Annotated in this window: 16 protein-coding genes and 1 other RNA gene; 12 read left to right on the plus strand and 5 right to left on the minus strand. The window is 57.2% G+C overall.

What is annotated here, in order from left to right; all coding sequences use genetic code 11:
* Positions 1-350 precede the first annotated feature (350 nt).
* Positions 351-1,943 (minus strand): S41 family peptidase, encoded by a 1,593-nt coding sequence (locus ACZ48V_RS04865; protein WP_464542135.1) that lies wholly within the window; start codon positions 1,941-1,943, stop codon positions 351-353.
* Between the two features lie 586 nt (positions 1,944-2,529).
* Here ACZ48V_RS04865 and ACZ48V_RS04870 point away from each other — a divergent pair.
* The 8 genes from ACZ48V_RS04870 to ACZ48V_RS04905 all read left to right on the plus strand — a co-directional run bounded on the left by ACZ48V_RS04870 (position 2,530) and on the right by ACZ48V_RS04905 (position 12,209).
* Positions 2,530-4,170 carry a Ppx/GppA phosphatase family protein gene (locus tag ACZ48V_RS04870; RefSeq protein WP_464542137.1) on the plus strand — a complete coding sequence of 547 codons (1,641 nt, stop codon included), beginning with the start codon at positions 2,530-2,532 and terminating at the stop codon, positions 4,168-4,170.
* Positions 4,171-4,397: 227 nt separating this feature from the next.
* Positions 4,398-5,156: a bacteriorhodopsin gene (locus tag ACZ48V_RS04875; RefSeq protein WP_464543102.1), complete on the plus strand. Its 759-nt coding sequence runs from the start codon at positions 4,398-4,400 to the stop codon at positions 5,154-5,156.
* Between the two features lie 414 nt (positions 5,157-5,570).
* The gene (locus tag ACZ48V_RS04880) at positions 5,571-6,083 is read left to right on the plus strand and encodes an NADH-quinone oxidoreductase subunit J (protein WP_464542139.1); all 513 of its coding nucleotides are present in this window, start codon (positions 5,571-5,573) and stop codon (positions 6,081-6,083) included.
* 67 nt (positions 6,084-6,150) lie between these two features.
* A complete protein-coding gene (gene nuoK / locus ACZ48V_RS04885; protein ID WP_464542141.1) occupies positions 6,151-6,456 on the plus strand; it encodes an NADH-quinone oxidoreductase subunit NuoK in 306 nt (101 codons plus the stop codon).
* 112 nt (positions 6,457-6,568) lie between these two features.
* Positions 6,569-8,563 carry an NADH-quinone oxidoreductase subunit L gene (nuoL, locus tag ACZ48V_RS04890; RefSeq protein ID WP_464542143.1) on the plus strand — a complete coding sequence of 665 codons (1,995 nt, stop codon included), beginning with the start codon at positions 6,569-6,571 and terminating at the stop codon, positions 8,561-8,563.
* A gap of 80 nt (positions 8,564-8,643) precedes the next feature.
* A complete protein-coding gene (locus ACZ48V_RS04895) occupies positions 8,644-10,308 on the plus strand; it encodes a complex I subunit 4 family protein (protein ID WP_464542145.1) in 1,665 nt (554 codons plus the stop codon).
* A 14-nt stretch (positions 10,309-10,322) separates the two neighbouring features.
* A complete protein-coding gene (locus ACZ48V_RS04900; RefSeq protein ID WP_464542147.1) occupies positions 10,323-10,622 on the plus strand; it encodes a 4a-hydroxytetrahydrobiopterin dehydratase in 300 nt (99 codons plus the stop codon).
* A 90-nt stretch (positions 10,623-10,712) separates the two neighbouring features.
* Complete coding sequence (locus ACZ48V_RS04905; protein ID WP_464542149.1) at positions 10,713-12,209, plus strand: NADH-quinone oxidoreductase subunit N; 1,497 nt, start codon at positions 10,713-10,715, stop codon at positions 12,207-12,209.
* Positions 12,210-12,354: 145 nt separating this feature from the next.
* Here ACZ48V_RS04905 and ssrA read toward each other — a convergent pair.
* Positions 12,355-12,725: a transfer-messenger RNA gene (gene ssrA / locus ACZ48V_RS04910) on the minus strand.
* Between the two features lie 234 nt (positions 12,726-12,959).
* Here ssrA and mazG point away from each other — a divergent pair.
* Together mazG and ACZ48V_RS04920 are read left to right on the plus strand one after the other, a co-directional pair.
* The gene (gene mazG, locus ACZ48V_RS04915) at positions 12,960-13,832 is read left to right on the plus strand and encodes a nucleoside triphosphate pyrophosphohydrolase (RefSeq protein WP_464542151.1); all 873 of its coding nucleotides are present in this window, start codon (positions 12,960-12,962) and stop codon (positions 13,830-13,832) included.
* Positions 13,833-13,836: 4 nt separating this feature from the next.
* Positions 13,837-14,928 carry a type III polyketide synthase gene (locus ACZ48V_RS04920; protein ID WP_464542153.1) on the plus strand — a complete coding sequence of 364 codons (1,092 nt, stop codon included), beginning with the start codon at positions 13,837-13,839 and terminating at the stop codon, positions 14,926-14,928.
* Positions 14,929-15,158: 230 nt separating this feature from the next.
* Here ACZ48V_RS04920 and ACZ48V_RS04925 read toward each other — a convergent pair whose 3' ends face one another.
* The 3 genes from ACZ48V_RS04925 to ACZ48V_RS04935 form a co-directional block, all read right to left on the minus strand.
* On the minus strand, positions 15,159-15,548 hold the full coding sequence (locus tag ACZ48V_RS04925) for a type II toxin-antitoxin system death-on-curing family toxin (RefSeq protein ID WP_464542155.1): 390 nt from the start codon (positions 15,546-15,548) through the stop codon (positions 15,159-15,161).
* Between the two features lie 9 nt (positions 15,549-15,557).
* Positions 15,558-15,779, minus strand: a complete 222-nt coding sequence (locus tag ACZ48V_RS04930; RefSeq protein WP_464542157.1) for an AbrB/MazE/SpoVT family DNA-binding domain-containing protein — start codon at positions 15,777-15,779, stop codon at positions 15,558-15,560.
* 311 nt (positions 15,780-16,090) lie between these two features.
* Positions 16,091-16,600, minus strand: a complete 510-nt coding sequence (locus tag ACZ48V_RS04935) for a Uma2 family endonuclease (protein ID WP_464542159.1) — start codon at positions 16,598-16,600, stop codon at positions 16,091-16,093.
* 296 nt (positions 16,601-16,896) lie between these two features.
* Between ACZ48V_RS04935 and ACZ48V_RS04940 the strand changes: the two genes are divergently transcribed.
* Both ACZ48V_RS04940 and ACZ48V_RS04945 read left to right on the plus strand, forming a co-directional pair.
* Positions 16,897-18,084, plus strand: coding sequence for an aminotransferase class V-fold PLP-dependent enzyme (locus ACZ48V_RS04940; RefSeq protein WP_464542161.1), 1,188 nt, complete (start codon positions 16,897-16,899; stop codon positions 18,082-18,084).
* Positions 18,077-19,174: an RluA family pseudouridine synthase gene (locus ACZ48V_RS04945; protein WP_464542163.1), complete on the plus strand. Its 1,098-nt coding sequence runs from the start codon at positions 18,077-18,079 to the stop codon at positions 19,172-19,174. The genes ACZ48V_RS04940 and ACZ48V_RS04945 overlap by 8 nt, the downstream gene beginning before the upstream one ends.
* The last annotated feature ends 27 nt before the right edge of the window (positions 19,175-19,201 follow it).

Raw genomic sequence — 19,201 nt, forward strand, 5'->3', positions numbered from 1 at the left:
GCGAGGCCAAGATGTACGTTGAAGGTGCATTGTCCGCGTGGTGCGTCGACATGTACGGAAACGCCTCTATCAACACGTGGGGAGAGCGCCGCACACAACAAGAGCATGAGGACCATGCCAATGCATGGCGCGACGTTAAAACATTCCAACAATTACTAAAAACGCGTGTATCGATGAAGATTGCAAGTGCAATCTGTCAGAACGGATACTGTCTTCATCTTAATCGATCGAGAGACAAGCAGAATCAGCAGGCTAACTCTCTGAATATCATGCTGTTGGATAGCAATAGCCAGAGGGAGGCAGGCGATTCAAGATGGACTGCTATATCAAGATTGCAGTGCAGAATGTTGTCAAAAACGAGCCGCGTAGGCCTGAGCACGATCTGTAGCATGATTCCACAGGTGGTGGGTTGCCTGCATCGTGGGGTCTATGCGATTCTCCACACGGATCCATCCTTTGATCCCAAAAACGCGACGAGCAATCATTCCTGTGAGCGAGTTACGTAACAGAATTGTTCCCCGTACCGTATCAGTCAAATGGTCATAGTCATGTATTGCTTGTTCGGCTCTACGAGTCGAGGCGGAGCGAAGGTCAGCGCCAAGGAGTGTCACAACGGAATCGGGCACAGTGTACGTTTCAAGAAATGCCTCGGGGCGTCCTTTCCAGGCGTTTTCAAGTGACGCGGTATGTCGGTCGATCCATGCGCGCATGTAGTCGCGAACGGCGAGGTGTTGAGCGAAGCGTTGAGCGACCTGGTAGAGCGTATCAGATTCGATACTATGGTCGGGGGAAATCCCACCGGGCTCGTCGTCTGCATGGCTGGTGTCGGCACCATTGGCAATAGTGCGCATAACGGCGCTCCCGGTATCGTACGGCTGCTGGATAATGCGCCCCGAAGGCGTATAAAAGCGTGCTACGGTGAGTCGTGCACCGCTTCCATCTCCCAGATCGTACTGGCGCTGTACAAGTCCTTTGCCGTAGGTGCGCTCGCCGATCATCAAGGCACGCCGGTGGTCTTGCAGGGCACCCGCTACAATTTCGCTGGCGGAGGCCGAGTGCCGGTCGACCAATACCATCATGGGCCCGTCTTCAAATGCGCCATTTCGTGAAGTGCGGTACTCATCGAGGATTGCTCCTCCGCGTCCGCGTGCCGATACAACCAGTTGGCCAGAAAGCAAGAACTCATCAGCAACGCGCTCAGCCATGTTCATGAGTCCGCCGGCGTTGCCACGCAAGTCGAGCACGAGTCGCTCCATGCCCTGTTCGGTGAGCGAATCCAGTGCATCACGCACCTCGGCGTGGGTCGTGCGGGCAAACCGGTTGAGCTTGATGTAACCGGTGCGCTCGTCGATCATGTAAGTGGCATCTACCGTGTTCAGGGGGATGCGGTCGCGTGTGATGGAGAGCGTGAGGGGGACGGTCTGATGCGGACGGTGAACGCTGACATGAATGGTTGTGCCACGTGGCCCCTTTAAGAGAGCCTGCACGCGTTCATCGGGGAGCCCAACGAGCGAGGTCTCGTCAACAGCAACCAACCGGTCGCCGGCTCGCATGCCGGCTTCATCGCTCGGGCCGCCAGGCACAACCGAGACAACCATTACGGTGTCGGGCGCACCCGGGGGACGGATGCGCTCGTAGGTAACGCCGATGCCATCAAATTCAGCATCGAACGATTCTCGCACGCGCTGCATGCGCTCCCGATCGATATACGACGAGTGCGGATCGAGTCCGCTAAACAGTCCGCGCAGGGCCTCCTGGCTGAGCGCGTCAATGCCAAGCGAGTCCACGTACTGATGGTCTGCAATCTCGATAGCTGCACGGAGCTTATCATAGGTGTCGGGGGCCGCGCCCCAGCCGAAGGTGCGTTCAAGTGCGTGCCCGCCGAAAAAGCCGATTCCGATAAGAACAAATGCGGCAAGCACTACTCGAAGACTACGAAGCATGTATCATTCACCGACTTGGTAAAAGAGAAGGCTTGTTAAAATACCATCGGCATAGCAAGGGGATCCGTCACGCAGGTTGAACGCCGATAGGACTCGTCTCAGCACAACTGCCCTGTATCCAATGTCTGTATCCAATATCTGTATCCAATGAAAGCGGCCAGTTTGCATGAGAGATCAAACCACTAAGGAGGTTGATGTCGTTTTACGTGGAAGCATGCCATGGATCAGGGGTCAGAAGCGTTGCATGGCACCGCCGGTCATTGCCGCCCGAGATGGGCTTTCTCGGCGAGAAGGGCAAGGGCGACTGCCGTTCGCCCGAGAGAGTTTCAGATTGCCAGAGCGGGCACTTAGAGAAGCACAAATAAAGGAAAGCGTCTCATAACTTGCTGGTGGCTTGTTGGCTTCCAGGAGCTTTTGAGATCGTTTGTGGGGAGGGGCGTGCTGAGCTCTGCTTCTGGTTTCATAACACGTATATGTAACTTATTCCGCTGCGCATCATTTCTATTGAACGATACGTGTACTTCGTCTCCTTACCTTCCTCAGCCGATCTATGGATGAATCGATGCTTCGGGCTGTCTGTCCTCATGTGCCTCATACAACCTACGAAACGCAGTCGGTGCCTGCGCCGATGCGTGTGTGCGTGATCGACCTGGGCACCAACTCGTTTCATGCCATCATTGTGGATGCGTATGCAAATGGCAGCTTCAAGGTCGTTGATCGCATGAAAGAGATGGTGCGTCTTGGCGATAACGGGTTAGCTGAAGGCCGGTTGGCCGACGCTGCCATGGAGCGCGGGCTGCAAGCACTGAAACGTATCTATCTGCTGGCGAAAGGGCAGGGGGCGCAATCATTTTCAGCCTGTGCTACCAGTGCAATCCGCGAAGCGGCCAACGGTGGCGACTTCATCACGCAGGTGAAAAACGAGATTGGGCTCCGTATCGAGCCGATTAGTGGTGCTCAAGAGGCCCACCTCATCTATGAAGGAGTGCGCCGCGCCGTCGATCTGAGTCGTCCGTCGGTGGTCGTTGACATCGGGGGCGGGTCGGTTGAGTTCGTCGTATGCACGGGCAACACTGTGCATTATGCTACCAGCCTGAAGCTGGGGGCTGCTCGCATGACCGAGATTTTTGTTGATTCAGACCCTATGTCTGCGGCCAACCAGGAAGCGCTTTGCAACCACTTTCGTACCGAGATGGCGCCTGTGCTGGAGGCCATGGATACGCACGGGGTTGTTTCACTTGTCGGCTCATCGGGTACGGTGAAGAGCCTGGCACGTGTGTGTTTGGACCAGAACGGAGAGGCCGACACATCGGTGTTTGAGGTCGATGTGCCTATTGATCGCTTTCAGGAGACGCTGGACTTTATCATCGGCACTACCGCCGAAGAACGGGAAACGCTGCCGGCGGTGTCGATGAAGCGGGTCGGGCAGGTAGGGGCTGGGGCGGTCTTACTGGACGTACTTCTCCGTGAACATCCTTTCGAAGAGATTCATGTATCGGCGCATGCACTTCGTGAGGGGATGGTGGTACAGTTTATCGATGCAAACCATAAGCGCCTGCAACAAATTGCTCCATACGCCGATGTGCGGCGCCGGAGCATTCATGAGGTGGCGTTTCGGTTTGACTGGGATGAGAAGCATACTCAGCATGTGGCGGCTACGGCGCTCTACCTGTTTCAGCAGTGTATCGACCGGTATGCCGGGCCGCCTGAAGACCATGAGCTTCTGGAGTATGCAGCAATCTTGCACGACGTGGGCTACTACATAAGCCACTCCGATCACCACCTGCACTCACGGTACCTGATACGCCACGCCGACCTGCGGGGGTTTTACAACGGGGAGGTCGATCTTATCTCGCTCGTGGCACGCTACCACCGGGCTGAACACCCTCTGCCGTCGCATCCTCACTACGGCCGTCTGGCGCCACGCGACCAGAAGCGGGTAGCCCAGCTTGCCGGTATTCTTCGCATTGCCGAAGCGCTTGATCGGAGTCACTACCAAAACGTAACCGTTTTGTCTGCCTCGGCAAGCGACGAGACGCTTGCAATTGACGTGCGCACGAAAGACGACCCCGAGTTGGAGACCTGGGCCGTGCGCGAGGTGAAAGAGCTCTTTGAGGAGGCCTTTCACCTGTCTGTGACAATTAACGGCGCCGTTGGCGAACACTCACATCCCCCTGAACAGCCCCCAGAAACATACCGCCTGCCTCGGGTCTCAGTGCAAATGTGATGAGCATAAGGAGATAGTGTCCAATACCGATCATTATCAGAAAATGTACAGTGCGGCTCTGCTGGTTGGGGCGCGGTGATGTAACAATCACCTTAACCAGCTTGCGCAGATTGCCTTTGTACAGACTACTATTTTCTTTATGTGAGTGGCAATATAACTTAGATAGCAAATGCCATTGAATAGCGACTCGTTATCTACCTACAATAGGTACATAAAGCAATATGAATATGTATGAAGCGGTCTTGGAAAATACCGCATTGGCATCGTCAATCTATGTCAATATTGCACTGGCAGGGCTCACGATTATCGTAATTGCGCTCATGTCGCGCAGCATTAAAGACTCGCGCGCCAATCTGATTACGATGGCGACGCTCATGATCTCGGTCGTTTCAATATCCAGTTACATGGGGCTGGCATCGGGGTTAACAATCGACACGCTCGTGATGCCTGAAGGGCACCCACTGGCCGGCGAAGAAGTGCTGTCGCTCTGGGGGCGCTATCTCACCTGGGCGTTCTCAACCCCCTTCATCTTACTGGCGCTTGGCTTATTGGCGGGGAGCACGACCGATAAGATCTTCTCCGCAATCGTGCTTGACGTGTTTATGTGTCTGACCGGTCTGGCTGCTGCGCTCACCACAAGCAGCCTGGCGATGCGCTGGTTCTGGTACGCCCTGAGTACTGCGTTCTTCATCGGCGTACTGTACTACCTCTTGGTCGAATGGCCTCGCGAAGCTGAGAAGAAAGGAACTGGAGATATCTTCAATACGCTGAAGCTGCTCACCGTCGTGATGTGGCTCGGTTATCCAATTGTGTGGGCCTTCGGCAACGAAGGACTTGCGCTGCTTGAAGTAGGAGCAACCTCCTGGGCCTATAGCGGACTGGATATCATTGCGAAGTATATCTTCACCATCCTGCTTGTGCTCTATGTGAAAGAAGAGCCCGACTCCGTGACGTCGGCGCCTTCTACAGTCCCTGCTTCTGCCTAACTCCTGAAGCGGTTTTCTGACACGCCGAACATCGCAACGAACAACACGACCTGAAGCCGGGCCTTTTTCAAGGCTCGGCTTTGGTTTTTTTAATGGCTTCATGGACATAGCGGTGTTGCAAGAGCAGAGGCCACCGATGTACCCTTTTTGCTGTTGGCAGCCACTGATTAAAGAGCGCAGGTGAAAGGTCGAATCCCAAGAGAGCTTGTGCTATGAATATGGTGCGCACGAGCAGTGAACAGGGCGTAAATGTGTGCCGGCAGCACACCGATAGAGCGTATTCATCTGGGATTAACCGCCTGTACGCTTGCCCATACGGGGGGACTTCCCTACTTTGCGTTGCAGGTCAAATAGCCGGCCCACGGTCTGACCTGTTGCTGAGTAACTGTATGTCTTACCCGTTTGTGTGCACTCATGGCTCTCGCATCATTTACGTTTTTTGCGCTCGCCATCATCGCTGTTGCTTCAGCGGTAGGCGTCCTCATTGCACGGAGCCCTATCTATAGTGCACTCTCGCTTATATTGAATCTGCTGTGCGTGGCAGGGCTCTACCTGACCATGAACGCCTCTTTCATTGGCGTCATTCAGATTTTGGTGTATGCCGGGGCAATCATGGTGCTGGTGCTATTTGTGATAATGCTCCTGAACCTTGATGCATTGCCGAGTCCGCGCGACATCGGATGGGGGCCTATAGTTGGCTTCCTGTTTGGCGTTGTGGTGCTTGTGCAGTTGCTATATGTCATCCTGGTAGGGTTCGACATCTCATTAGAGCCTGCCACCCCTGTTATGACCGCCGAAACGGGGTCAGCAGAGACGCTGGGAATCATGCTCTTCACGGAGTACGCGCTGCATCTGCAAGTAGCAGCGATTCTGCTTCTTGCCGCTACGATTGGCGCTGTGATGCTTGCTCAGCGTAGTTTTGAATAGGATGGGCATGCTCGCCATTGGCTCGTCGCCTTCGTTTGTCTACGTTCACGCTTCCGCTGCTTGACCCATGGAAGTCGCTCTCGATTGGTACCTGGCACTCAGTGCCGTAATGTTCACGATTGGTGTGCTTGGTGTGCTCATCAAGCGCAATGCCATTGTGCTTCTGATGTGCGTCGAGCTTATGCTCAATGCGGTGAACGTAGCCCTTGTTGGGTTTAGCCAGTCGCTAGCCGATCCGACCGGGCAGATGCTGGTGTTCTTCTCAATTTCGGTGGCTGCTGCCGAAGCAGCTATTGGGCTTGCGATTATCATCGCACTCTTCCGCAACAAGCGCACAGTGAATATCAACGACATCAACTTGTTCAAACACTGATTTTAGAGCTACGTGCCTGATCTGGCATTGTAGCCAGCGGGGACGCTGAATAACGTCCCCCTACGTAACGACTGTCCCGCCTCCATCCGAACGCTGTTTTACGCCCCCGAGCATGGATCCCGAACTGCTGGTACGACTTATTCTTCTGCTTCCACTGACCGGTGCACTGGTCTGTGGCGTACTGCCGTTGTTTCAGCCGCAGTTGCGTACGAAAGAAGGACTCATTGGCGCGGTAGGCACCGCAGCGGTTGCCATCCCGTTTGCGCTCGCGGTCTATCTCTTTGCTACATACCCCGGCGATGCGATCATCGTCAATTACTTTACGTGGATGGCAGCCGGCGACTTATCTGTCGACTTTGCGTACCGGATCGATGAGCTATCGCTGATCATGCTGCTCGTTGTTACCGGTGTGGGGAGCGTCATCCACTGGTACTCTACCGGCTACATGCATGGAGACTCCGGGTATTGGCGCTTCTTTGCGTACCTGAATCTCTTCATCTTTGCCATGCTTAACCTCATCCTTGCCGATAACCTGTTGGTGCTGTTTCTGGGATGGGAAGGCGTAGGGCTCTGCTCATATCTTCTGATCGGCTTCTGGTACACAGATCTTAAAAACAGCGCAGCTGCCAGCAAAGCCTTCATCGTGAACCGGATCGGTGACTTTGCCTTCCTGCTCGCGATGTTCCTCCTGTTTTTTCACCTTGGCTCGCTTGACTTCGGTACAATTCTGGAGGAAGGGCCTGGCCTTGAAACGGGTGTGCTGAGCTTCATTGTGCTCCTCCTCTTTATCGGCGCAACCGGAAAGAGCGCCCAGCTTCCTCTTTTCGTGTGGCTGCCAGACGCTATGGCCGGACCGACCCCCGTGTCGGCACTCATTCACGCCGCCACGATGGTTACCAGCGGGCTCTACCTGCTGGCGCGCCTGTCGCCGATCGTGCTCGAAGTGGAGGCGATCATGGCTCTCATTGCGATCGTCGGTGCACTAACTGCTATCGTAGCCGCCACAATTGCCATCACCCAGAACGATATTAAGAAGGTGCTGGCGTACTCGACCGTCTCGCAGCTTGGGTTTATGTTCATGGCGGCTGGCGTTGGGGCGTTCTTCGTGGCCATCTTTCACGTTGTAACCCACGCCTTTTTTAAAGGCTGCCTCTTTCTCTGCTCCGGAAGCGTAATTCACTCAATGGAGCATGTCGAGCATGAGCTCGAAGAAAAAGGCCATAATGTAGCCGGATTCGACCCGCAAGACATGCGCACGATGGGTGGACTCAAAGACTACATGCCCTCTACGCGGTGGACCTATCTCATCGCCACGCTGGCCATTGCGGGTATTCCGCTGTTGGCGGGCTTCTTTTCGAAAGATGAGATCTTGTTCAAGACATTCGAGATGGGCTACAGCGGTGCGTTCTACGGCTACGCAGTATGGGCTATTGCCGTCATTACAGCGCTGCTGACAGCGTTCTACATGCTGCGGTCCTACATGCTTACATTCGAAGGCACACCGCGCTGGCCCGATGCCGATACCGTGCATCCGCACGAGTCGCCGTCGTCAATGACCATGCCCCTCTGGGTTCTGGCCGGACTCTCCATCGTCGGCGGATACATCGGTCTTCCCGCTGTCATTCAGGGCGGAGACCTGAACTGGATTCACCACTTTCTCGGTGAGCCCTATGGCGGCCCCGTTGCTGAACCGACAGAGTTGGCCTCGGTGCCACTGGCGCTGAAATGGGCGCTCGTAGGCCTCGGCTCACTCGTTGCAATCGGAGGGTCCTTCTGGGGTTACAAGGCCTACGGGTCAGACCAGGCGATGGCATACGACGATGCCCTCAAGGCACGTCTCGGTGGCCTCTACACGCTGTGGGACGTGAAGTACCGCATTGACGACATGTACAACGAGGTGCTAGCCGATGGACTCATCAACGGCTCGAAAAAGGTGCTGCAGCCGATGGACACTACGATGATCGACGGAGCTGTCAACGGCATCGCATCCCTTGCACAGTCGCTTAGCAACGGCGTGAGTCGCATCCAGACGGGGCTGATCCAGAACTACGCGCTTATGCTCGTGCTGGGTGTCATCCTTGTGATTGGACTGATGGTCTTTGGATAAGCCCTTGCATCCCTCTCAGATAGATCAGATAGAGAGGTCCTGTTCAACCTGTTTTCTTACGGCTTAACGTAGCGGAATACATGGATCCTGCCATGCTCACATCACTGGTTATCTTTCTGCCGCTCTTGGGGGCGCTGGCGCTTTTAGCGTTGCCCTCAGCACGAGCCGTTAAATGGACGGCGCTCGGCACGACCGTAGCAACGTTCGTGGCTTCTATCGCGCTGTTTATGGCGTACGACCCGGCGGTGAGCACAGCTACCGGCCCCCAGCTGGCGCACATTGTCGACGGGTGGTTTCCAGAAGGTGTCGACACCAAGTATTTCGTGGGCATCGATGGGCTCAACGTGCTGCTGGTGCTGCTCACTACGCTACTCGGTCCCATTGTCGTGCTCTCGTCGTGGTACTACATCGATAGCAACCACAAAGGCTACTACGCGCTGCTGCTGATCTTGCAGACAGGCATCACGGGCGTGTTTACCGCCTTCGACCTGGTGCTCTTCTACGTCTTCTTTGAGCTCACTCTCATCCCGATGTACTTTATCATCGGCATATGGGGAGGCGAAGATCGGATCTACGCTGCCATCAAGTTTGTGATTTATACGCTCGTAGGGTCGCTGCTGATGCTGGGTGGCGTGCTCTACCTCGGTTTTGCAGCCGGCGCCGCACAGGGCATCGGCTTTACCACCGACTGGTACAACCTGCTTGCGTACACCATTCCGCTTGGCACGCAAACCTGGCTCTTCTTCGTGTTCGCGCTCGCTTTCGCGATCAAAGTGCCGCTCTTTCCGCTCCACACCTGGCTTCCGGATGCGCACGTGCAAGCCCCCACCGGCGGGTCGGTCATTCTGGCTGGCGTATTGCTGAAGATGGGAACGTACGGCCTCATCCGATTCTGCCTCCCGTTCTTCCCGAATGCAGCCCAAAGCGCAGCGGTCCTGATCGGTGCGCTCGCCGTAATCGGCATCATCTACGGAGCCCTGCTGGCCCGGGTACAGCCCGATGCCAAAAAGCTCGTTGCTTACTCCTCCGTTAGCCACCTTGGGTTCGTGGTGCTCGGTATCTTTGCATTCACTACGGAAGCGATGCAGGGCGCCGTCATTCAGATGATCAATCACGGCATATCGACCGGTGCGCTCTTCTTGCTGGTTGGTATGCTCTATGAGCGCCGCCACACACGCCTCATGAAGGATTACGGCGGACTCGCGACCTCTGTGCCCATCCTTACCACGTTCATGATCCTGTCGGTGCTGGCTTCTGCTGGGCTCCCCGGACTGAACGGCTTTGTAGGCGAGTTCATGATTCTGCTTGGGGCGTTTAAGAGTACAGTCCTCGACAGTCCCATGCTTATCGCGCTGGCTACTACCGGAGTTATTCTGGCCGCTGTTTACCTGCTGCACATGGTGTCGCAGACGTTCTTTGGTGAGCTCACGCACCCCGAAAACGCTGAAATGGAAGACATGACGCCGCGCGAGTTCCTGCTCATGGCTCCTCTTGCTGTGCTGATGATCGTGATGGGCTTCTTCCCGCAGCCGTTCCTGAACCAGACGGCACCGACAACGGACTTCCTGTTAGAGACCATTGAGACCAAGCGCGTTGCAGCCGTTGACGCCGCTGAGGCCCAGACTGGCGCTCAGGCGCTGGCAGCGCCTTCAACACAGGCTGGACCTGAGACACCCGCTCCGCTATTTGGCACCGACGCCTCGGCTGCTCTACGGAATGACCTTCTCGATACTTCTTCCCGCTAAACCGACTGCTTCTTATGGCTGACCGCACGCCGCTCTCGCACGACGACATTCAAGAAGCACTCTCAGATATGGAGGGGTGGGTCTTCGAAGAAGACACCATCACCAAGGCCTTTGCATGCAGTGACTTTCAGGAAGCTGTCGCCTTTATTGTGCGCATCGGGTTTCACGCCGAAGCGCTGAACCACCACCCGGAGCTCTTCAACGTCTACAACAGCGTCGACATTACGCTGACAACACACGACGCTGATGACCAGGTCACCGAACTTGACCTCGAACTGGCCCGCCGTATCGATGCTGTAGCTCCAGACGCATAGGTGCTGCGCACTGCACATACCACTTGAGTACTTTACGGCGCGTCATTCCTGTCGCTGCCTTCCACACACTACCGTTAGCGAACCAACCCTATGGATCTTTCGGGCTACTTCTCCACGATGTGGGCCGACCTGCCCGCCATCTTCTCAATGCTGATTGTTGGCCTTGCCGGCCTGGTCATTGTATTGGTGGAGGCCTTCCGTAATAAGCACCGTAGCATCCCCTATATCGCAGGGGGCGCGCTTGCCCTTGGCATGCTATGGGAGGTGTTTCAGCTCGGAACCCCCTCAGAAACGGCGTTTTTCGACCAGATACGTACCGGTGGCTACGCGGCCTACATCAACCTGTTGGTGCTGGGAGCCGGAATCTTTACTGTAATTCTGTCGCCCTCCTATCTGAGACGTATGGGGCGAAATTACGGCGAGGTGTATGCTCTCTTGCTCTTCTCCACTGTTGGGATGATTATGTTGGCGACGTCCAACACGCTCATCTCGATCTTTGTAGGCCTTGAAACAATGTCCGTCTGCCTCTACATTCTCGCCGGGCTCCTGCGTGACGATGCCGGAGGCATCGAGAGCGCGTTCAAGTATTTCCTGCTGGGGGCCTTCTCAACAGGATTCTTCCTGTACGGTATGGCGCTCATGTATGGCACAACCGGGACAATGTATCTGCCTGAGATGGCAGGCGCCTTCCCGGACGGCGCAACACCGCTGTTCTGGACTGGCGTCGGACTCTTGCTTGTCGGATTCGGGTTCAAGGTGAGCGCGGCGCCGTTTCATATGTGGACGCCCGACGTCTATCAGGGAGCGCCCACTACGCTTACAGGCTATATGTCGACTGCCTCAAAGGCAGCAGCGTTCGCATCCCTTATTCTGGTCCTGTTCTTTGCTCTGCCCCCTGAGCAATGGAGTCTCGTGCTCGCGGTGCTTGCGCTCATCACAATGGCCGTGGGTAACATTATGGCGCTTCGCCAGAGCAACGTAAAACGAATGCTGGCGTACTCGTCGATTGCGCACGCCGGATACATCTTCGTGGCGCTGGCAAGCGGCACGACCGCCGGATACAGCGGTGCGCTCTTCTATTTGCTCGTCTATACAATCATGAACCTCGGTGCTTTTGGTGTGCTCGCTCTGCTGGAGTGGGACGGCAAAGCAGGGCGCGAGCAGACGCTCGACTCCCTGGCTGGCGTTGGGCTGAAGCGCCCGGTACTCGGCGCCTCAATGGCGGTGTTCATGTTTAGCCTGATTGGCTTTCCCCCGTTCGGCGGATTCATCGGCAAGTACTTCATTTTTGCGCCTGCCGTAAGCGCGGGACTGACCTGGCTCGTGATAATCGGGCTTCTCTTCAGTGCACTGTCCGGCTACTACTACCTGCGTGTGATCTACGTCTTCTACATGCAGTCTGCCGATGAGGTGGAAGCAGCGAAGCAGGTGCCCGCGGGGGCGTTTTCGAATCTCTCGGTATCATCCACTGCGGCGATTGCTGTGTGTGCGGTGCTGTTGCTTGTGCTTGGCGTCGCATTCACCGGGGTAGCAGGCGCTGCCGAATCACTCTTCGTACAGGCGGGGGCGATGGCAGCAACGCCGTAACGCCAACCCCGCAACGCTGCAACCGAATTTGGTGCTCTCGCTACCAACAATTACCTAACAAATAAAAAACGCCCCACAGCGGCTATCCGCTGCGGGGCGTTCTGTATCGTTGCCATGTACACGTGCAAACGTGTACATGCATATCTTGTGGAGATGCCGGGAGTCGAACCCGGGTCCGAATGGCCGCCCGTGTCAAGCCTCTACCTTCATAGTGGATCTATTTTAAGCTGTCGCGCCTTCCCTGTGGCCGGTCCACGAGGCCAAGGAAGGGCCAAGGCTGATCAAGTTTCGCCGGTCGACATGCAGCCGGTATGTCGAACGACTATTCTGTCTAATATGATGTCTCAGGCAAGTCGACAGACAAACCTACAGGAGACAGATGGGGGCTTTACGCCGCCATCGCGTACGTGTAATCGTCCGCATTTACAGGTTCCTAACGAGATTAACGAGCATATTAGGGAGCTCGGAAGGACAGCCCGCCGCGCGTTAACCACCCGTCGAAGCCGTGTCATCCCCATAAGTGAAAGAGCATCCGCCAGCAGATTGCATTGCACTCTGCCTTTAGGAATAGGACTTTAAGCACTGTGCTATCCTTTGTTCCAGAGCCGCTCATAAAACAGCATCCTACGGCACCATCTGGTCCAGCAGATGGCACAAGAAGGATATAAGGAAGCAACCCGCCATCAAAGCAGCCGTTGCATGTAATGAGTACTTTCAATGCCATCGCGCCTACAGCAATCTACTTGTCTCATGTCCATCCCTCCGGAGTCTGACAAACCGATCTACGATGCACAGTACAGCGAGCCGGAAGCGCACATCCGGCGCTACACCGACCTGGCTTCTATTGTACGGCAGCTACGCCAGGAGTGCCCGTGGGATCGGGAGCAGACGCATGTATCCGTAAAACACCTGCTCATCGAGGAAGCGTACGAAGTCGTCGAAGCGATCGAGTCGGGCGACCCAACCGAACTTCAGAAAGAGCTGGGCGACGTGCTGCTGCATGTGCTCTTTCACAGCACGATCGCAGAAGAAGCAGGCCGCTTTACCGTGCAGGATGTGATCGACGCCGAGATCGACAAGCTGGTGCGGCGGCATCCGCATGTGTTTGGAGATATGGAGACGGAGGATCCCGACGAGGTGTTGGCCAACTGGGAGCGCATCAAACAGCAGGAATCCGACAATGGAACGGCGAGCGAGTCGCTCAAGTCGGCGCTCGACGGCGTACCTGCCCAACTCCCGTCGCTCTTGCGCGCCTTTCGGATGCAGGAGAAAGCCGCTGGTGTAGGATTCGACTTTCCTGACGCAGCAACTACCTGGGCTAAAGTCGAAGAGGAACTGGCCGAGTTTCGGGAGGCCGACGCGTCTGATGATGCCAAGGCCCGAGCACAGGAGTTTGGCGATCTGCTTTTCGCCCTGGTGAATTATGGACGACAGGTTGGAATAAACCCGGAAAACGCACTGCGCGGCACGAACGCCCGCTTCCAGGAGCGTTTCCAGTACATTGAATCGAAACTCCACGAATCCGACCGATCGTGGGACGACATCTCGCTTGAAGACGCCGATGCGCTCTGGGACGAAGCCAAGCAGCGCCTCGCCTCTGCCCCTCCACTTAACACGCAGTAATGTTATGCCCACGGTGCTCGACACCATCGCAACGGCCACGCCCCCGACGCGCGAGCCGCAGCCCCAGGCCGCTGCCTTCATGCAGCGCATCACGTCGCTGCCCGAGCGGCTGCGCGCGCGCATCCCGGCGATCTACCGCGGCACGGCCATCGACCAGCGCCACTCGGCCATTGCCGACTTTGCCAAAGACGACCCGGCGGAGTTCACGTTCTTCCCTCCTACCTGGTCGCTCGAACCCGCGCCCTCTACGTCCGATCGCAATGATACGTACCGCGAGGCGATCCTGCCGCTCACGCAGCGCGCCGCCCGGCAGGCGCTTGCGCAGTCCGATACCGATGCCTCCGATATCACGCACGTCATCGGCGTAAGCTGCACCGGGTTTTTTGCGCCGGGATTCGATATTCATCTTGTCAAAGAACTGGGGCTTCCCCCCACCACACAGCGCACCTTTATCGGATTCATGGGCTGTTACGCGGCGTTTAACGCACTGCGCGTAGCCCACAGCTTCTGCCAGTCTCAGCCCAACGCCCGCGTGCTCATCGTGTGTGCCGAACTCTGCACGCTCCACTTTCAGGTGAACGATGCGCTCGAAACCGCCGTCGTAAACGCGCTCTTCGCTGACGGATGTGCCGCGGCCATCGTCTCGCAGCGTGATACCGTACCCACCGGCGCGCTCGAATACGTCGACTCGCGTACCACGATGGACGACGATTCGATGGAGTACATGACGTGGGACATCGGCGACACGGGCTTCCAGATGGGGCTCTCCTCACGCGTGCCCCGCGTCATTGCCGACCACCTGCCTGACTACGTGGATGCGCTCGTCCCCAACGAAGCCGCCGTCGACTTCTGGGCGATTCATCCCGGCGGACGCGCCATCGTCGATAAAGCGCAGGAGGTCTTGGAGCTGTCGGATGCGGACGTCCACGACTCGCTGGAGGTCTTGCGCAATTACGGCAACATGAGCTCGCCCACCATTCTGTTCGTTCTGAAGCGCATGCTGGAGCACGGCCCGCAAACTGGCACCCACGGCGTAGCCATGGCCTTCGGTCCGGGCCTCACGATTGAAGGTGCGTTGTGGAAGTGGGGCGGGTGAGGGGGGACGTGTGGAAGTAGGGCGGGGAATTGCAGACTCCTCTTAGAGCCTGTTTGGGTTTTGGTTTGTAGGCGAGAGCGAGCGCCGCTGAGGCGAAAATTGGACCCCGATGGAGGTTCGTAGCCGGGGCTACGGGTCGACATCGGGGGCAATTTGCACCAGGGGCATGACCTTCGGCCCCAGTCCAGCGCCGCCACTCGGAGCCCAAATTAAGAGATCAAAACAGGTTCTTAACGTTTCACCGCATTCGCTTGTATCCAGTCCGCAAGCTCATCGCGTGACACGTCTTTAGTAGCGATATCCTCGACCATGCGAACCATTGCTTGTTGGTCAGGAGCGAACTGATAGCCGTTCTGGAAGAGAAACGCCCGGATGGCAAGTAGCCCAGCGCGCTTGTTGCCATCCACAAATGCATGGTTTCGGATGATACCAACCCCGTACGCAGCGGCTAATTTGTAGATGGAGGATTCGCCGCCGTATGCATACAAATTGCGCGGACGAGCCAGTGCGCTCTGAAGAAGGCCTTGATCGCGGATACCGGGCGTTCCGCCAAATCGACTAATCGATTCAGCGTGAAGCGTACGCACCAGCGACTCCGAAAGCCAGATTGGTTCTTCCATCGTGTTAGGTTAGGCCAACTTGCGAAATGCATCGTCGTGCGTATCCATGAACGCCCGCGCGTCCTCGACAGCGTTTGCTTCTTCTGGATCGTGCAACGTCAGATGCAGGCCATCAGCGGTCTGCACAGCAAACAGCGTATCTCCTTCTTTCGCATTCAGCGCGTTCACGGCGTCGTCGGATAGGACGATACCGAGCGAGCCATCCATTTTCTTGAGTGTTAGCCGTTCCATAGCCAAGACCTTTCAGACATCAATACGATTACATAAATATAGAAAACTGGTCTCACAGGGCAGAGGTCCTACTTCTCTTCACGGTTTCTAATACCGCGCCAACCCTGAGTGATTGGTTCAGATGCGTGTTTTTCTCTCCATCCTACCCTTCCTCTCCGGGAAGGAAAGAGCTATTAGGACGCTCTCATGAAGTCCCCCTCAGAGGAGGGGGATTTAGGGGGAGGGATTTCGTGCACTCAATGCCCCAAACAATCACGTGTGAGACAATACTAACTCATCGAAGCCTCTGAGAGTCGCACGCCCCTGCTGCGTTACTTTGGTTTGGCCTGAATTCCTTCTGGACACTCCGGCATAAGTTCAGAACCATCCATCTCCGAATCACGGTAGAACCGGATGTGCCCGTCGTCGGTCACGAGCCACACTTCTTCAGCACCAATGGAGCGGTACAGGGCGCGCTTGTCGGCCATCTCTTCCGGCGTGTTGGAGGCGCTGAGTACCTCCACGCAGATCTCCGGTGCCAGCGTACTCGGATCGCCAGTCGCCGCCATGGCATCAGCGCGTTCCGGACTCATCCAAACCACGTCCGGGACTTTCACGCCTTCTGGAGTGGCAAGGGCGTACTCGGAGTAGCTTCTTCCAGTAGCGGTGTGGCGTTCCAGCAGAGCCATGATAGCAGCCTGACGCACCGAGTGGCGATTTGAACGATGCCGCAAAAGGAGCTGCCCGCGGGCGTTCGTCTCGACGATATACGGGAGATCATCCAGACTCTGGTCATTGGCCACGTCGTGCCAGTAGGACTGCACGTCATTCAAGTTTTTCATGGCTACAGTTAGGTAGTGCGTTTGAGTAAAGTCCGTTTCCGTTTGAATGCAAAAACGAGTGCCCATACAGCAGGATCACGGATCTACGTTTATTCGGCTGTGCTCACATGCACGATTCTGGATCCCGGATCAAGTCCGGGATGACGGGGTGCGGAATACGCTACTATCTACATTGTGCCCTACCGAGCGAGAGATCTACGTCCTTCCGTCCATGTCCGATTCCCGGTTGTTTACCGAACACCCGCCATTGCATGCAGGTTGAACACCTCACATCCATTCATGATTGATAAGCCAGCATGACAGCTTACTCTGTGTCCCTGAGCCCCCCCGTGCCGCCTGGCGACGTCGACGCGCTGCGCCGCCACTTTCCGCACACGGACGACCGCATCTACCTGAACCATGCCGCTACGAGTCCGCTGAGCCGAGCAGCCACCGAGGCGGTGCAGTCCCACCTGCAGCAGCGTCAGGGTACCACGCGCACCGCACAGATCGACGACTTTGAGTCGCTGCTTGCCGTGATCGAGGCTGCGCGTACGCAGGTCGCCGATCTGCTTCAGGCGGATACGGAGCGCGTCGATTTTGCGCCGAACACCTCGGCGGCGCTCAACCTGCTGGCCGACGGACTCGACTGGCAGCCGGGCGATCGCATTGCGGTGCCGGACTGTGAGTTTCCGACGAACGTCTTTCCGTTCAAGAAGCTGGAGGCTCAGGGTGTGACGCTCGACTTCATTCCGACCGAGCGCGGCACGTTTAGCGTAGACGACGTAGCCCGCACGCTCACGCCCGATACCCGACTTGTGTCGGTGTCATGGATTCAGTTTCTCTCGGGATTTCGGGCAGATCTCGAAGCGATTGGCACGCTCTGCCACGACCGCGACATTCTCTTCTGTGTGGATGCCATTCAGGGGCTGGGGGCATTCTCGCTGGATGTGGAGGCCGCCCACATCGATTTCCTCGCAGCGGGCACCCACAAGTGGCTCATGGGTACGCAGGGACTGGCCGTGTTCTACGTGCGAAAGGCGCTGCAAGAGCAACTCACTCCGCCCACCGGATGGCTGCACGGTCCGGTGAATTGGACGGAATTGGATGCCTACGAACTCACCCTGCATGACGACGCCCGCCGCTTTCGCACGGGCACCATGAACGCGCTGGGCATTCTGGCGCTGCATGCGGCGCTGACGCTGCGCGATGCCTTTGGCGGCGCCCGCGCGGCGGAGCGCACCCGGCACCTGGCGCGTCGCCTGGCCGATGGCTGTCGCGATCTTGGTCTGGACGCCTACCTGCCGCATCCCCCCGAAAGCGGAATCGTGACGCTTGACGTGGACGATGCCGAATCCGTATACGAAGCGCTTGCCGACGAACGCATCATCGGGGCGTGTCGGAACGGCAAGCTGCGCCTGAGTCCGGCATACTACGTCACCGAAGCGGAGATCGACCGCACGCTCGCTGCCCTCAAACGCATCTGTACCCCCACCCATGCCTGACGCCCCTACCATCGACTGGACCGCCCACACCAAAAGCGACGGCGACGTGGTTGACATCCGCGTACCCGATTCGTTTACCGCGATGCCCCGCATCGACAAGTTCCTAACCCAGTTCTTTCCGGATGCCTCGCGTACCAAAATCCAGCGCAGCATCAAAAAGGGGCATGCGAAGGTGAATGGTGCGGATGTCAAGAAGTCGTATCCGGTGGAGCCGGGCGACCGGATTGTGTGCCGCGTGATCGAGAAGCCGCCCATGGAGGCGGTGCCGCAGGATCTGCCGCTGGAGGTGGTGTATGAAGACGACGATTTGCTCGTGGTGAATAAGTCCGCCGGACGCGTGGTGCATCCGGCGCCCGGACACCGTGACGGCACACTTGTGAATGCGCTCTTGCACCACGTACAGGGCGAACGCATGAGCAAAGACACGCCCGAGATTTCGGATGACGATGTGGGGCTCTCGGTGGTGAACGCACTGCCAAGCCGCCCCGACCACCCGGTGATTCGTCCGGGTATTGTGCACCGCCTGGATAAGGGCACAACGGGGCTCTTGGTGGTGGCAAAGCACGACGTGGCACACCGGCATCTGGCAAAGCAGTTTAAGGCCCACACCATCGACCGGCAGTACGTGGCGCTGGTGTGGGGCACGCCGAGTCCGACCGAGGGTACGATTACCGGGGCCATTGGCCGCGATCCGCATCACCGCACGCGTATGGCGGTGGTAGCTGCCGAAGACGGCAAGTCGGCCACCACCCACTATGTCGTTCAGGAAGATCTGGGCGACGTGTCGCGCGTGGCGTTTACGCTGGAGACGGGGCGCACGCATCAGATTCGGGTGCATGCGGCGCATGTTAACCACCCCATTTTGGCTGACGACACCTACGGCGGCGCGCACATCCGCTACGGACCGCAGGGCGGCAAGCGGCGCACGTTCTTCGACCGCCTCTTCGACACGCTCGGGCGCCCGGCCCTGCACGCGGCGCATCTCGGCTTTACGCATCCGACGACCGAGGAGCGCCTCACCTTCAACGCGCCGCTGCCCGACGATATGCAGGCGGTGCAGTCGCGCATTCGTGACGTACCGGCCCCATAACGCCGCTTCGTTGGCACGGCCGTTATG

The organism is Longimonas haloalkaliphila (assembly GCF_055379825.1).